The sequence below is a fragment of the Rhizobium sullae genome, assembly GCF_025200715.1.
In the GTDB taxonomy this organism is placed as follows: domain Bacteria; phylum Pseudomonadota; class Alphaproteobacteria; order Rhizobiales; family Rhizobiaceae; genus Rhizobium; species Rhizobium sullae.
Genome location: NZ_CP104144.1, coordinates 752,417 through 766,460, shown reverse-complemented (window position 1 = coordinate 766,460; position 14,044 = coordinate 752,417). Strand labels below are relative to the sequence as shown.

General features: G+C 61.1%; 13 protein-coding genes. 3 read left to right on the top strand and 10 right to left on the bottom strand.

The annotated features are described in order from the left end of the window. Positions 1–241: 241 nt before the first annotated feature. The 10 genes from N2599_RS24380 to N2599_RS24335 form a co-directional block, all read right to left on the bottom strand. Complete coding sequence (locus tag N2599_RS24380) at positions 242–988, bottom strand: ABC transporter ATP-binding protein (protein ID WP_027511002.1); 747 nt, start codon at positions 986–988, stop codon at positions 242–244. Continuing rightward, positions 985–1,842 carry an ABC transporter ATP-binding protein gene (locus tag N2599_RS24375; protein ID WP_027511003.1) on the bottom strand — a complete coding sequence of 286 codons (858 nt, stop codon included), beginning with the start codon at positions 1,840–1,842 and terminating at the stop codon, positions 985–987. The genes N2599_RS24380 and N2599_RS24375 overlap by 4 nt, the downstream gene beginning before the upstream one ends. Further along, the gene (locus tag N2599_RS24370; RefSeq protein WP_027511004.1) at positions 1,839–2,774 is read right to left on the bottom strand and encodes an ABC transporter permease; all 936 of its coding nucleotides are present in this window, start codon (positions 2,772–2,774) and stop codon (positions 1,839–1,841) included. Before N2599_RS24370 ends, N2599_RS24375 begins: the two co-directional genes overlap by 4 nt. A 5-nt stretch (positions 2,775–2,779) precedes the next feature. Beyond that, on the bottom strand, positions 2,780–3,880 hold the full coding sequence (locus tag N2599_RS24365; protein WP_027511005.1) for an ABC transporter permease: 1,101 nt from the start codon (positions 3,878–3,880) through the stop codon (positions 2,780–2,782). Positions 3,881–3,886: 6 nt separating this feature from the next. After that, positions 3,887–5,473 (bottom strand): ABC transporter substrate-binding protein, encoded by a 1,587-nt coding sequence (locus N2599_RS24360; RefSeq protein WP_027511006.1) that lies wholly within the window; start codon positions 5,471–5,473, stop codon positions 3,887–3,889. 91 nt (positions 5,474–5,564) lie between these two features. Next, on the bottom strand, positions 5,565–6,494 hold the full coding sequence (locus N2599_RS24355; RefSeq protein ID WP_027511007.1) for a dihydrodipicolinate synthase family protein: 930 nt from the start codon (positions 6,492–6,494) through the stop codon (positions 5,565–5,567). 22 nt (positions 6,495–6,516) lie between these two features. Continuing rightward, a complete protein-coding gene (locus N2599_RS24350) occupies positions 6,517–7,395 on the bottom strand; it encodes an SMP-30/gluconolactonase/LRE family protein (protein WP_027511008.1) in 879 nt (292 codons plus the stop codon). After that, positions 7,392–8,222, bottom strand: coding sequence for an NAD-dependent epimerase/dehydratase family protein (locus N2599_RS24345; RefSeq protein ID WP_027511009.1), 831 nt, complete (start codon positions 8,220–8,222; stop codon positions 7,392–7,394). The genes N2599_RS24350 and N2599_RS24345 overlap by 4 nt, the downstream gene beginning before the upstream one ends. Before the next feature lie 23 nt (positions 8,223–8,245). After that, complete coding sequence (locus N2599_RS24340) at positions 8,246–8,959, bottom strand: FadR/GntR family transcriptional regulator (protein WP_027511010.1); 714 nt, start codon at positions 8,957–8,959, stop codon at positions 8,246–8,248. Then, positions 8,959–9,672, bottom strand: a complete 714-nt coding sequence (locus tag N2599_RS24335; protein ID WP_027511011.1) for a ribonuclease activity regulator RraA — start codon at positions 9,670–9,672, stop codon at positions 8,959–8,961. The genes N2599_RS24340 and N2599_RS24335 overlap by 1 nt, the downstream gene beginning before the upstream one ends. A 215-nt stretch (positions 9,673–9,887) precedes the next feature. Between N2599_RS24335 and N2599_RS24330 the strand changes: the two genes are divergently transcribed. The 3 genes from N2599_RS24330 to N2599_RS24320 all read left to right on the top strand — a co-directional run bounded on the left by N2599_RS24330 (position 9,888) and on the right by N2599_RS24320 (position 14,041). After that, complete coding sequence (locus N2599_RS24330; protein WP_027511012.1) at positions 9,888–11,828, top strand: ABC transporter substrate-binding protein; 1,941 nt, start codon at positions 9,888–9,890, stop codon at positions 11,826–11,828. Positions 11,829–11,923: 95 nt separating this feature from the next. Then, positions 11,924–12,910: an ABC transporter permease gene (locus tag N2599_RS24325; RefSeq protein ID WP_027511013.1), complete on the top strand. Its 987-nt coding sequence runs from the start codon at positions 11,924–11,926 to the stop codon at positions 12,908–12,910. 9 nt (positions 12,911–12,919) lie between these two features. Further along, entirely contained in the window at positions 12,920–14,041 is a 1,122-nt protein-coding gene (locus tag N2599_RS24320) for an ABC transporter permease (RefSeq protein ID WP_027511014.1), read from the top strand. Positions 14,042–14,044 lie beyond the last annotated feature (3 nt).

The window sequence follows — 14,044 nt, the reverse complement described above, 5'->3', positions numbered from 1 at the left end:
CACACTGATAATCAGCAAGTTCCTGAGCGTCGACTTTGATGTTGTCTATCAAATCCTGGGACCTTTATGCTGTGGCTTGTCCACTGCGCTGTCGCGCCGTCGAATGCCTTGATTGGATCCTCGAATATAAAGGTCTCCTAGATCGGCGGCTTCGGGCCGACGCGCCCGGAGCCGAAGAGTGCGATCGAGGCTCGCACTGGTGCACGTAGCGGAAGCCCGCTCCGGTTTTTTCGCCAACCGATCAATGCGCCCTTCCGTAATGTTTGCTCGCGCCCAACAGGTGTCGGGAATAGGCATGCTCGACCGCTCCTTTGCGCAACCTTTCGATATCCACCTGCTCGACAATCTCGCCTGCCTCCATGATGGCGACGTGGCTGCACATGTGGGACACGACGGCGAGATCGTGGCTGACGAGCAAATAGGTCAGGCCGCGCTCCTTGCGCAGATCCTGCAGCAGATTGAGGATTTCCGCCTGGACCGACACGTCTAGCGCAGACGTGGGTTCGTCGAGGAGCAGGACGGCCGGATCAAGTACCAGAGCACGAGCAATGGCCACACGCTGCCGTTGCCCGCCGGAGAGCTGGTGCGGAAATCGGTAACTGAGCGACGGGTCGAGGCCAACCGACCGCAGCACGGTATCCAGGTCCACCGAGTTGATCGCGAGCCCCTGGTTCCGAAGCGGCTCCTTGAGCTGCGCGCGGATTGTCTTGCGGGGATGGAGCGATCCATAAGGGTCCTGAAAGACCATCTGCACGCGGCGGAAGAACGGCCGGTCGCGCCGCCGGTCCAATGTGCTTCCATCCAGCTTGATCCGGCCGTCGTAATTCGGATTGAGGCCGGATATCGCGCGCAGCACTGTGGACTTGCCGCAGCCGGATTCCCCAACCAGGCCGAAAGCGGTGCCCTTCTCGATGGCGAGGCTGACGTTCCTGACGACCGGCCTCTGGCCGGGATCAAAACGGATCGTGAGATTGTCGATTTCGATCACCGTGCCGCCTCCAGACCAATGTCAGTGAGCCAGGCCGGGTCGCGCTTTAATATCGGCAGCCGTACGGGCGGATCGTCGATCGACGGCAGCGATGCGAGCAGGCCTTGCGTATAGGGATGCCTTGCATTTGCGAAGTCAGAAGCCCTGAGGACCTCGACGACGCGGCCGGCATACATGATCAGCACCCGGTCGCAGAAGTTCCGGACGAGGTTCAGGTCGTGGCTGATGAAAATCAGGCCGAGGTTGCGGCGAGCGACGAGTTCATCAAGCAGTGCCAGGATTTCGAGCCGTACTGTGACATCGAGGGCGGATGTCGGCTCGTCAGCGATCAGAACCTCCGGTTCCGCAATCAGCATCATGGCGATCATCACGCGCTGGCCCATGCCGCCCGATATCTCGTGCGGATAGAGGCGAGCCACGCTTTCCGGATCGCGGATCTGGACGGCCTCGAGCATCGCGAGCGTCTGCTGATGAGCCTGCTTTGCGTTCGCCTTCGGATAGTGAAAACGATAGGTTTCGGCAATCTGCTCGCCGATCCGCATGACGGGGTTCAGCGAATATTTCGGGTCCTGCAGGATCAGTCCGATCCGTCGCCCCCGTATTGTCATCATCCTACGCTCGCCGGCTTTGATGAGATCCACATCCCGAAACGTCATCCGGTCCGCGGTGACGACGGCAGTCGGTGGCAGCAGCTTCATGATGGCACGCCCGACCGTCGACTTGCCGGATCCGGATTCGCCGATGATCCCGAGTTTTTCCTGTCCGAGCGAAAAGCTGACGCCGCGCACCGCCCGCACGGCTCCGCCGCCGAAGGCGATCTCGAGATTGCGGATGTCGATGAGGGAAGAACTCATTCCGAACCTCGTGGATCAAGGACGTCCCGAAGTGCGTCGCCGACGAGGTTGAACGCAAGGCTCACCAGCGCAATCGCAATGCCGGGTGCAGCAATGACCCAGGGACTGTCGAGCATGAATTCACGCCCGGTCGCCGCCATCGCTCCCCATTCTGGCCAAGGCGGCTGCGCGCCGAGGCCGAGGAACCCGAGCCCGGCGGCGGTGATGATGATGCCGGCCATGTTGAGGGTCACGCGCACGATCACCGACGGAATGCACATCGGCAGGATGTGGCGGGTGATGATGGCCATTGGCGTCGCCCCCTGCAGACGCACGGCGGCGATGAAATCGGCCTTGCGCAGACTGAGCGTCTCGGCGCGCGCAAGCCGGGCGATCGGCGGCCATGCGGTCAACGAAATTGCGATGATCGCGTTGGTAATGCCGGGACCGAGCGCTGCCGCAAAGCCCAATGCCAGCACCAGGCCTGGAAAGGAAAGGAAAATGTCGGTGATCCGCATCAGGATTTCATCGACGATGCCGCCGAAATAACCGGAGCAGGTGCCAATCAGAAGGCCCATCGGCGCAACGATGACGGTAACGAGCATGATGATGTAAAGCGTGGTGCGCGCGCCGTAGATCACACGGGAAAAGACGTCGCGGCCGAAATTGTCGGTGCCAAGCCAATGCTCTGCCGAAGGCGGAGCGAGGCGCCCCGCCATGTCCTGAACGATCGGATCGTAACGCGTCAGCAGTGGCGCGGCGACCGCGACCAGGATCAGCAGTCCGATGATTGCCAGCCCAGCCAAACCGAGCGGATGCAAGCGGAACTTCAGCCACCCCTGATGGAATTGCTGTACCGACGACTGAAACCAGCCCCGCGGTTCGGGCGCGCGCAGCCATTTGCGAAAGCCGCTGTCGGCGGCGCGATCTGTGTGTTCGGCGGAGATTGTCATCGGCATCACCGTGTTCTCGGATCAAGAATGCGATAAAGCACATCCGAAATGATGTTGATCGTCAGGAAGACAGCCCCAATGGTCAGCACCGCGCCCATCACGACATTCATGTCGTTCATCTGAAGTCCGCGGGTCAGATACTGGCCGAGTCCCGGCCAACCGAAGACGGTCTCGATGAGCACTGCCCCTTCAAGGAGGCCCCCGAAGGTGAGCGCCATGATCGTCAGCAGTTGCACGCGGATATTTCTGAAGGCATGTCGCCAGACGACCTTCCGCAGTCCGAGCCCTTTTGCCCTCGCCGTTATGATATATTCCTGGCTGAGCTGTTCCAGCATGAAGCTGCGCGACATGCGGCTGATATAAGCCACGGAATAGTAGCCTAGGATCGCGCCCGGCAGGATGATGTGTCCGAGCGCACTTCGGAACACATCCCACTGGCGCTCGATCGCCGAATCGATCAGCAGGAAGCCGGTGACCGGCGTGACGAGCCCCTCGTAGAATACGTCCACCCGGCCGGATGCGCCGACGAGTTTCAGCTTCGCATAGAAGATGAAGAGCGCCATCAGCCCGGTCCAGAAGATCGGGATGGAGTGGCCGGCGAGCGCAACGATGCGCGCGATGTGGTCGATGATCGTGCCGCGCCTGACGGCCGCAGTGATGCCAAGCGGAACGCCGACAAGGGCGCCGACAATCATGGCGATGATGGCAAGCTCGATGGTCGCCGGGAAGATGGTCAGCAGATCGGTGAGTATCGGCTGACCGGTCGTCGCAGATGTGCCGAGGTCGCCCGTCGCAACCTTCCGCACATAGTTCAGGAACTGCACCGAGATCGGCTGTCCCAACCCCAACTCGTTATAGACGCGATCATAGACGTCCTTGCTCACCTCCGCCCCGGTAATGGCGAGCACCGGGTCGGCTGGAAGCAGGCGGCCCATCGAAAAGGTGAGGAACAGCAGGCCGAGGAGCGTTGTCACGACCGCCACGACACGCCCTGCCAGTCGCCGCAGGATGGTCACGAGCGGATGCGGCGGCGGCGCGTGGGCGGCGCCGTCCTCGTCCATACTGCGGTCCGCATCCCGTTTCGATGTCAGATCGGCATTCACCACGGGAAATTACTCCTTCGTCACGTCGTGCCAGCGCGTCGACCAGGTCGTATGCCCATGATAGCCCTTGACATTGGCACGCATGACATACGGGTCAGTGCGCTGGAAGAAGATGACGAGCGGGGCGTCCATGCCGCTGTAGATGCCGTCCATCTTCTGGAAGATCTCCGCGCGCTTGCCCGCATTGCGTTCCTTCATCGACTGATCGACGAGCGCATTGAGCTCGTCCACCTTCATCCCGGCCCGCCAGAGGTAGTAGCTGCCGAGACGCGCCTCGTCGCTGTTGTCGGGATTGTAGGCGTACTGCGTGGCAACGGCGAACGGATCCGGCAGCCGGGCACCCGAGTTGCCGAGCAGGACCTCATACTTGCGCTCGCGGAATGCGGGGGTGAATTCGCCGGGCACGAGATTGAGATCAAGGCCGGCGGCGCGGGCGCTCGCCTGCAGCGCTTCTGCGAAAGGCAAGGTTGCCGCACCGGACGGGTTCAGCACCTTCTTCAGGCCGTTTGGATATCCGGCCTCGGCCAGCAATTTCTTGGCCTTGGCGGGATCATAATCGTAGCGCGATGCCGCATCTTCCGGCGCTCCGATCATTCCGCGAGGGATCATCGACTGCCATGGAAAGCCGGTATAACGCATGATGTTGCCGGAGATCGCCTTCCAATCGAACGCGTGCTGAAACGCCTCACGGACCTTGGGCTTCTGCAGGTCCGGATCCTTTTGGTTGAGCGCAACATAGTAGAAGCCGAGGCCCGGAACGCTCTCGATCACCATATCCTTGCTGTTCGACAAGGCATCAAGGTCGCCGCTCGCGATGTATTGGCCGACATCGACGTCACCGGCTTCGAGCTGCAGCCTGAGGTTGCCAGATTCCGGTATGTGGCGGGCGACAACACGTGCCATGGCCGGTGCGCCGCCCCAATAGTCCTTCTGCGCATTGAAGATCGCGACGTCGTTCGGGCGCCATTGCGCCAGCGCGAACGGTCCGCTTCCTGCCGAATTGGCGGACAGCCACGCACCAGCGAGGTCGCCGTTCGCCTCGTGCGATAACGCCGTTTTCTTGTCGATGACGCCGATCGACGAGCCGGCGAGGGAATAAAGCACAAGATCGGTATTGACGGCCAGTGGCAATTCAATCTCCAGCGTGTGCTCGTCTTTGGCCCGGACGAGCTTGTCCACGTTCTCGGGCGTGAAGCCCCAGAGCGCGATATCGGTTGACCCGACCTGCCCCATCTTGATCACGCGCTGGATGGACCACGCGGCGTCTTCGGCCGTGACCGGATTACCGCTCTGGAAGACCGCATCGTCGCGCAAGGTCAAGGTGATGATCTTGCCGTCTTCGGAAACGCGCCATTTCGTGGCAAGCATCGGATTCAGCGTCTTAAGATCATCCGGCGACAGCTGGACGAGGTTGTCATAGATGTTCGAGATCAGTTCGGAAACCGTGCGGGCGTTGTTCTGTGCTGGGTCGAGCGTCCGGATGCCGGTAAGATTGGTACCGATCACCAGCATGTTTGGCGGTGACGCCGCGAAGGATGGCTGCGCCGTGATCAAAGCGCCAGCAAGTGTGATCGTCGTCAGCAAGTTCTTCAGCATCTCAAGACCTCCCAATCTCGCGGCGCAGCAGTTTCGGCGCCTTTTGCCTTCAGTTATGAATTCAAACTCAGCCTGCCGCCTGCGCGGAAACCTATTGGTCCGCAGGCGCAAGGATATCGCCTGCGACCTCCCAGCCCTTGAGCAGGCGAACCAATTCTTCGCGATCCTTTTGATCAAGCAGCGGCAGTCCCGGCACGCGCACCGGTCCGACGTTGAGGCCGGAACGCGCCACAGCCTCCTTTACGACCGTAACATTCGCGCCGTTGCGGAATTTCGTCCGCATGCGCTCAAAAGGCTCGAGCCGATTGATGATGGCGCGTGCAGCTTCGAAATCGCCCTTGGCCAGTGCATCGTGGACCGCAAGCGACAACTGTGGCGCAACGTTGACAAGGCCGGATGTGAAGCCCCGCGCACCAGCGGCCGTGAAGGACAGCGCCCAGCTTTCTGCAAGGCCGCAGACGAACAGCGCTCCCGCCGGATCCGACGCTGCTATGGCCCTGGAGAGAAGCATCAGATCCGGCGTCGCGAACTTGATGCCGGCAATATTGCCGTGGGCTGCAAGACGGACCATGTCGTCGACATTGAAGCCGTCCGCCCGCACATAGGCAACCAGCGGCAAAGGCGAAGCGTCCGCAAGACTGCAGAAATAGTCGATCTGCGCGCACGGCGCGGCAAAGGGATCGACGGGCTGGTGTGACATGACCGCAGTTGCACCGATCGCGGCTGCATCCTTGGCCATCCGGATTGCTTCGCGCAGCGACCTGCCGATTGCGGCCGTCACAGGGGCTCTGCCGTCAACGCCGGAAACCGCAGCTTCGTGCACGCTGCGGATCTCCTCCGGGGTCAAAGCGTAGAATTCGCCGGTGTTTCCTGCAGCGACGATATTGTGAATGCCAGCGATCGCCACCCGTCTATAGACCATAGCCGTGGTCCGGGGTTCGACCTCGCCATTTCCGTCATAGGCCGTCACGGGAACACCCGACACGCCCCTAAGCGCTTGACGCATGGTTGCGATGCTCATCTTCTTTCCCTGTTCCCTTCCATCAATTGCTGAACCGGAAGGGCGGCAGGCCCTCCGCATCCACGTCAAAGGCGATGACCGTACCCGCTTCGAAATGGCCGCTGCGATCGCTCGACAGGCTAGTGACGAAGAGCGTCCGCATATCCGGCCCGCCGAAGCAGGGCATCGTTGGTGCGGCGACCGGCAGAATATAAATCTCGACGATGTCGCCACCTGGAGAAATCCGGTTGAGCCGGCCCGCAGAAACGCCTGCACTCCAATAGGTGCCGTCCCGGTCGGTTGCGGCGCCGTCCGGCCGGCCCTCCTCCTCCGTGAAGACCCGAAGCCGTCCGGCGTTTCCGGGCTCGCCTGTGGCCGGATCGAAATCAAAAGCCTGCAGGAAGCATTGGCGGCTGTCGGAGTGATACATCCGCCGGCCGTCTGGCGACCAGGCAAGGCCGTTGGAGCTGGTCAATCCTGTTGCGATGGTCCGCGCCATGCCATCGGAGCTCACCCGGTAAAGCGCCGCATCATTGACCTGCGGCTTGGCTTCGCTCATCGACCCGACCCAGAAATGGCCGTCAGGGCCAACCTTGCCATCGTTGAGGCGGCAATTTACGCCTCTCCCCACTGGATCGCATAAAAACTCGAGGCTTCCGGAAGCGGGGTCGAAAAGGTGAATGCCCGATCTTAGGGCAACAACGATACGGCGGTCACGGCAAAGCCCAAGGCTGCCGATCGCCGAAGGCATTCGGAAGCTGTCGATCTTCCCCTGCGCCGAAAGCCGGACGATAGCCGGCGCCTGGATGTCTACGAGCCAAAGATATCCGGTCTTCTCGTCCCATACCGGCGATTCGCCGACGCCCAGCGGTTGCTGCAGCATCGGACGGACTTCCGGATGGATGGTCCGCGGCGCCGTCACGGAACCGTCTCCAGGCTCTTGGCCAAACCCTCGGCGTCCCGCGTGCGGATGATGCCGTCGTGATTGATCTCACAGAACCCTCCGCCCTGGAACGCAAGAGCAACCGGCCCTTCTGACGGCTCCTCGATGCGCGCATGATCCCGCGGGCGGTCTTGCGGCTGATAGCCCAATTTGGCCGCGACCTCGTTGTCCCACCAGGGCTCCTCGGTATCGGAAACGCCGTAGACCACTGTTGCGGCGATAAGCGGGTGGGATAGGCCGATCCTGACCAATTGCGCCAGATCCCGCGCACTGATCCAGATTGCCACCGACCGCTCGCTGTTAGGGTAGGTTCCGGCGTTGCCGATGCGGATGGAAAAAGTGCGAATGCCGCAGGTGTCGTAGTAAAGCCCTCCCACCAGTTCGCCCCAGCATTTGGAAAGCCCATAAGGGCTGTCCGGGCGCATAGGATCCAGCGGAGACACGATCTGGCCGCGCGGATAAAAGCCCGTGGCGTGATTGCTCGATGCGTAGACGACCCGCCGGACGCTGTTGATCCGTGCGGCCTCGTAGAGATTGTATGTCCCAAGCACGTTCGCCTGCAAAATGGCGTTCATGTCGATGCCGCTTGCAATGCCGGCCAGATGGACGACGCCATCAACATCCTCAAGGGCGGCCGTTGCCTCATCGAGCCTTGTAAGGTCAGCCCTGACGAAGCTTTCATTTTCACCGAGCCGGGCAGGTTCATGGAAATCGATCAGGCGCACGTGCTCGACATACGGCCGAAGAAGCGGGCGCAGCAACGTCCCTATGCGTCCGGCAGCGCCTGTGAGAGCCAGCCGTTTCATCGTCCCTTCCTCCCCAACATCGCTCAAACCCCCTGGAACATGCGGGCGCGCGCATTCAGTATGTGTCTTTTCATCGCGTCATGGGCCTCGGCTTCGTTGCGCGCGAAGATTGCCTCCACGATCACCGCGTGCTCGTCTTGGACGCTGCGTATCTGTTCGGGCGTCCGCTTGAGGCTCAGGCTTCGCGTCACCGAGTGCCCGATGGCGAAATGCGGCCTGAACCACTCGCGAACCGTGATGTGGAACTGGTTTCCGGTTGCCATGGCAATCGCATCGTGAAGCGCCTGGTCCTCCTCGGCGCCAAGTTTGCCGTCCCGCAGACATTGTTCGATAGCAAAGAGCGCGGCGGTTATCCGCTCCTTGTCGGCCGGCTGCCAGTTGCGTGCGGCAAGCTCCGCGGCCTCGGCCTCGAGGCCGGCGCGGAATTCGAAAAAACGCTGCACGTCGGCAAGGGAGCCGACCGGGACCATTTTCAGCATGGACGAATCCGGTCGTTGCCGCACGTAGGAGCCTGAACCCTTGCGCGAGACGACCAGTCCGTCAGCCCTCAAACGCTCGAGCGCTTCGCGCACGACAGGCCTTGATGCGCCGAACATGACGGCGAGCTTCGATTCCGGCGGCAACCGCTCATTCACCGGAAAGTTTCCGTCCGCAATCATCCCCACGATCTTCTCGTAGATGATGTCGCTGAAGCGCGTTGCGCCCCTGTTCGAATCGGCAACGGCCAACAGTTTCATCATCGCCCTTCTTTCTGCCGCCAGGCAGCAAATTCCGCGGCTGCCTCCTCGCCGGGAGGGTAAAGGCCGAATATGCCTTGCCCGGCCTGCACCCGCTCCTCGACGAAGTCTTCGAAGACCGTCTGCTCGAAGGCCTCGTTTGCCACCTCCTCGGCCATCGCAGCGGGGATGACGACCACGCCCTCGTTGTCGCCAACCATGATATCGGCTGGGTAGACGGGCACATCGCCGCAGCCGATCGGCTGATTGATGTCGAGCGCATGATGGCGCACCAAGTTCGTCGGCGCCGATGGTGTCGCGTGATAAGCGGCGAACGGCAAAGCGGCGATATCCGGCGTATCCCGGAAACCGCCGTCTGTGACGACGCCGGCCGCACCCCGCTTGAAAAGGCGCGTAATCAGAATACCGCCGGCCGATGCCGCAGAAGGATCCTTGCGGCTGTCGATGACCAGCACGCAGCCCGGCGGACACTCCTCGATGGCGCGGCGCTGCGGATGGCTCCGATCGGCAAAGACGCCAAGGTGATCGATGTCCTCGCGGGCGGGAATGTAGCGCAGCGTGAAGGCAGGGCCGACCAGGCGCGGGGCCCGCGGATTGATCTTGTGCACGCCGCAAATGAAGACGTTCCTCAAGCCGCGCTTCAGCAGCACCGTCGTCAGCGTCGCCGTCGAAACAGCTTTCAGTTTTTCGCGCACAGCATCTGACAGTTCCATGTTTTTCACACTCTCGAGGCGGTCTTTTCCGGCAGCGACAGCCATTTTCTATGCCGCAGGGCTACTAAATCTGTCATTATCTGTCAACTCTTGTAATTATTTGAGAAGGTGTCTATGGTCGGCCCACGGCGTTAAGAAGAGCGCCTTGCGACGGGTAGGGGGCTCGTCGCGCCGGTTGATCACAGTCGTGCCGGCACAAAACGGGAGGGAACTCTATGCGTGATGAAATACTGTCTCGCGGCGTCACTCGGCGCGCCGTGCTCGGAGGCATGGCCGGAGTGGCAGCCTTGTCCATTGCTGGCCGCGTCGCTGCGGCAGGCGGCGAAGCGCCCGCATTGGCGCAGCTTGCCAAGGACGGAAAGCTGCCGCCGCTCGCTGAACGGCTGCCGAAAAAGCCGATGGTCGTGACGCCTCTCGAAAAGGTCGGCACTTACGGCGGAACTCTCCGCCGCGGGCTCCGAGGTTCATCCGACCATAACGGCATCCTGCGCATGGTCGGCAACCAGAGCCTCGTGCGCTGGAATCTGGAATTCACGCAGGTTGTGCCCAACCTCGCCGAACGTTGGGAAATCAACGACGACGCCTCCCAGTTTACCTTCCACCTCATCGAAGGGGTCCGCTGGTCCGATGGCCATCCTTTCACCGCCGATGACATCGTTTTTGCCATTGAGGACTGCGTGAAGAACAGCGAGCTCTACAGCTCGACGCCTGCGCAGCTGTCGGTTGCGGGCAAGGCCGTCAATGTCGAGAAGATCGATGACTTTACGGTGAAATTCACCTTTGCTGCGGCAAACGCGCTCTATCTGGAAAACCTCGCGACGCCGCTCGGCCAGCATCCGACACTCTTTCCGAAGCATTATTGCAGCCAGTTCCTGCCGAAATACAATCCCAATATCGCCGAAGACGTCACGAAGGCAGGCGCCGGCAGCTGGACGGATCTCTTCCGCGCGCGCTGCGGCGATATCGAGATTCCATCGCGGTGGGGCAACCCGGCCAAGCCGACGCTCGATCCATGGGTCGTGAAGGAGCCTTACAGCGGCGGCGCGACGCGCGTCGTCATGACCCGGAACCCCTATTTCTGGCAGGTCGATACCCAAGGCAACCAGCTTCCCTATGTCGATGAGATCAATTTCAGCATCTCGCAGGACGTCGAGTCGCTGATGCTGAATGTCATCTCCGGGAAGATCGACATCCAGGAGCGCCATATCAGCGTTCTCTCGAACAAGCCGACGCTCTCCCAGAACATGGACAAAGGCGACTACCGCCTACTGTCGCTGGTGCCGTCCGCCTCACAGCAGTGCCAGATCTACTTCAACATGACCCACAAGGATCCTGCCCTACGCAAGATGTTTGTCGACAAGTCGTTCAGGCAGGCGCTTTCGCTTGGAATCAACCGGCTAGAATTGATCGACATCGTGTATTTCGGGCAGAGCGAAGGCTACCAGGCCGGACCCCGCCCTGAGCATCCGTGGTATCACGATAAGCTCGCGCGCCAGTTTACCGAATACGATCCTGACAAAGCGGGCGCGATGCTGGATCAGGCAGGCTACGACAAGAAGGACGGGAACGGGTTCCGCCTCCGGCCCGACGGCCAGAAGGTGTTTTTCACGGTCGACGTCATTCCGACGCTCTATCCCGACCTCGTCGATGCCTTGGAACTGGTCAAGGCGCATTGGGCGCAGATCGGCATCGACATGAAGGTCAATACGATCGAGCGCGCCCTCTATTATACCCGCGGCGACGACAACGCGCATGATGCGGCGGTCTGGCCGGGTCCGGGCGGACTTGATCCGATGCTTGATCCGCGCGACTTCTTCGCCTTCCACCCGCAAGGCTCGCGCTACGCCATTCCGTGGTCGCTTTGGTATACGTCGAACGGCGCACGCGGCGAAGAACCGCCGGAAAGTCAGAAGACACGCATGAAGCTCTTCGACGGCGCCCGTTCGACCGCCGATCTCGACAAGCGCGGTGCGATCATGAAGCAGATCTTCGACATCGCGGCTGACGAATTCGAGACAGTCGGCCTCTGCCTTGCCGTCGGCGGCTTCGGCATCATCCGCAACAACCTGCGCAATGTGCCGGAAAAGCAGCCGGATAGCTGGTCCTGGCCCAATCCGGGACCGGCACTGCCCCAGCAGTTTAGCTTCACGAGCTGATTTGCCGTTCCCGCGCCGCCCTTTTTGGGGCGGCGCTTCTTTCAAGCACGCTGTCTGGAAACTTCGGAAGCGGTGTTCAATGCAAGAGATGCCTCATGCTTGTCTTCATCGCTAAACGCCTTCTGTGGATGATCCCATCCCTTTTCGCTGTCAGCTTCCTGGCCTTTGTACTTATCCAGCTCCCGCCGGGCGATTACGTCACGACCTATATCGCAACGCTTGCTGCGTCGAACGAGGTCATCGATCAGAATACCGCGGCGCAATTGCGCGAGCGTTTCGGCCTCGATGATCCGATGCTCGTGCAATATTTCAAATGGATATGGGGCATCGTTTCCCGCGGCGACTTCGGCATCTCCTTCGAATGGCAACAACCGGTCTCCGGCCTCATCTGGGAGCGCATTGCGTTGACGCTGGTGCTTGCTCTTTCGACGCTGATCGCCACCTGGGCGATCGCACTTCCGATCGGCGTCTTTTCCGCCGTGCGTAAATATTCGATCGGCGACTATTTTTTTACCGCCTTCACCTTCCTGGGATTGGCTATCCCCTCGTTCCTGCTGGCGCTCGTGCTGATGTATATCGCTGCCGTCGAATTCGGTCAGGACGTCGGCGGTCTCTTTTCGTCCGAGTTCGAGACTGCGCCCTGGAGCTTCGCCAAGATACTCGACCTGTTTTCGCATATATGGCTTCCGGTAATCATCCTGGCCGTATCCTCGACCGCAAGCTTGATCCGCGTCATGCGCGCGAACATGCTTGACGAATTGCCAAAACCTTACGTTACGACGGCACGGGCAAAGGGTCTCTCGGAGTTCAGGCTGCTCGTGAAGTATCCCTTACGGATCGCGCTCAATCCGTTCATCTCGACGATTGCCTGGCTGCTTCCCAACCTTATTTCCGGTTCCGTCGTCGTGGCGATCGTCCTCAATCTGCCGACGGCGGCCCCCCTGTTGCTGCAGGCGCTGATGGCGCAGGACATGTATCTGGCCGGCGCCTTCGTGCTTTTGATCTGCGCGCTCACGCTGATCGGCTCGCTGATCAGCGACATCCTGCTTGCGCTGGTCGATCCCCGCATCCGGTTGGAATAGGAGCTGATCGTGACCGACATTGCTGTCACAAATCTTTCGCCAGATCGTGCCGCCGTCGCCTCGCAATGGCAGCTCATCTGGTGGGCCTTCCGCCGGCACCGGCTTGCCATGGTTGCCCTCGTCGTCACCATCCTGATGTACATCGTTGCCGTCGTTCCGGGCTTCTTCGCCATCAACGATCCGAACCTGCAGAACGCTCGGGCGACCTTTCATCCGCCGCAGGCGCTGCATTTCGTCGACGCGGACAATGGCCTCTCTATCGATCTGCACTACTATGCGATGAAGCTCACCCGCGACCCGGAAACCCTTGCGGCGATCTACAAGGAGGACAGGACGAAACGGGTCGACGTCCAGCTGTTCGGGCGCGGCTATGAATATTCGGTGCTCGGCTTGTTTAGAACGAACATCCATCTGATCGCTTCGTCCGACAAGGCGAGCCCTCTTCTGCTGTTCGGCGCCGACCGACTCGGGCGCGACGTCTTTAGCCGGACGGTTCAGGGCTCTCAGATCTCGCTGTCGATCGGCCTTGTCGGTGTCTTCTTTTCGCTGCTGCTCGGCATCGTGCTCGGCGGCATTTCCGGCTATTACGGCGGCCGCATCGATTTCTTCATGCAGCGCGTCATCGATTTCGTGCTGTCGCTGCCGACGATCCCGATCTGGCTTGCGATGGCGGCGGCGCTCCCGCAGGGCTGGCCGGCAACGCTCCAGTACATGATGATCACCATCATCCTGTCGCTGACCGGTTGGGCGCAGCTTGCCCGTGTCGTACGGGGCCGCTTTCTGTCTTTGCGTACCGAGGAATTCGTCGCTGCCGCGAGATTGGACGGCGTTCGCGAAAGGCGCATCATCTTCCGCCACATGCTGCCGAGTTTCGCGAGCCACATCATAGCGTCGATCACGCTCGCCGTGCCGGCGATGATCCTTGCGGAGACCTCCCTCTCCTTCCTGGGCCTCGGCCTGCAGCCGCCGACCATCTCCTGGGGTGTGCTTTTGCGCGAGGCTCAAAACATCCGCTCGATCGCCACGGCGCCATGGCTCTTCCTGCCGGGCGCGGCCGTCGTCGTCGCGGTTATGGCGCTCAACCTTCTCGGCGACGGCCTGCGCGATGCGGCTGACCCATACAACAAATGAGGC

Bases quoted from the DNA above. Each gene is read 5' to 3' on its own strand.
- N2599_RS24375 (WP_027511003.1), bottom strand. From the start codon at position 1,842: ATGAGTTCTTCCCTCATCGACATCCGCAATCTCGAGATCGCCTTCGGC.
- N2599_RS24355 (WP_027511007.1), bottom strand. From the start codon at position 6,494: ATGAGCATCGCAACCATGCGTCAAGCGCTTAGGGGCGTGTCGGGTGTT.
- N2599_RS24330 (WP_027511012.1), top strand. From the start codon at position 9,888: ATGCGTGATGAAATACTGTCTCGCGGCGTCACTCGGCGCGCCGTGCTC.
- N2599_RS24360 (WP_027511006.1), bottom strand. From the start codon at position 5,473: ATGCTGAAGAACTTGCTGACGACGATCACACTTGCTGGCGCTTTGATC.
- N2599_RS24340 (WP_027511010.1), bottom strand. From the start codon at position 8,959: ATGAAACTGTTGGCCGTTGCCGATTCGAACAGGGGCGCAACGCGCTTC.
- N2599_RS24345 (WP_027511009.1), bottom strand. From the start codon at position 8,222: ATGAAACGGCTGGCTCTCACAGGCGCTGCCGGACGCATAGGGACGTTG.
- N2599_RS24370 (WP_027511004.1), bottom strand. From the start codon at position 2,774: ATGACAATCTCCGCCGAACACACAGATCGCGCCGCCGACAGCGGCTTT.
- N2599_RS24335 (WP_027511011.1), bottom strand. From the start codon at position 9,672: ATGGAACTGTCAGATGCTGTGCGCGAAAAACTGAAAGCTGTTTCGACG.
- N2599_RS24325 (WP_027511013.1), top strand. From the start codon at position 11,924: ATGCTTGTCTTCATCGCTAAACGCCTTCTGTGGATGATCCCATCCCTT.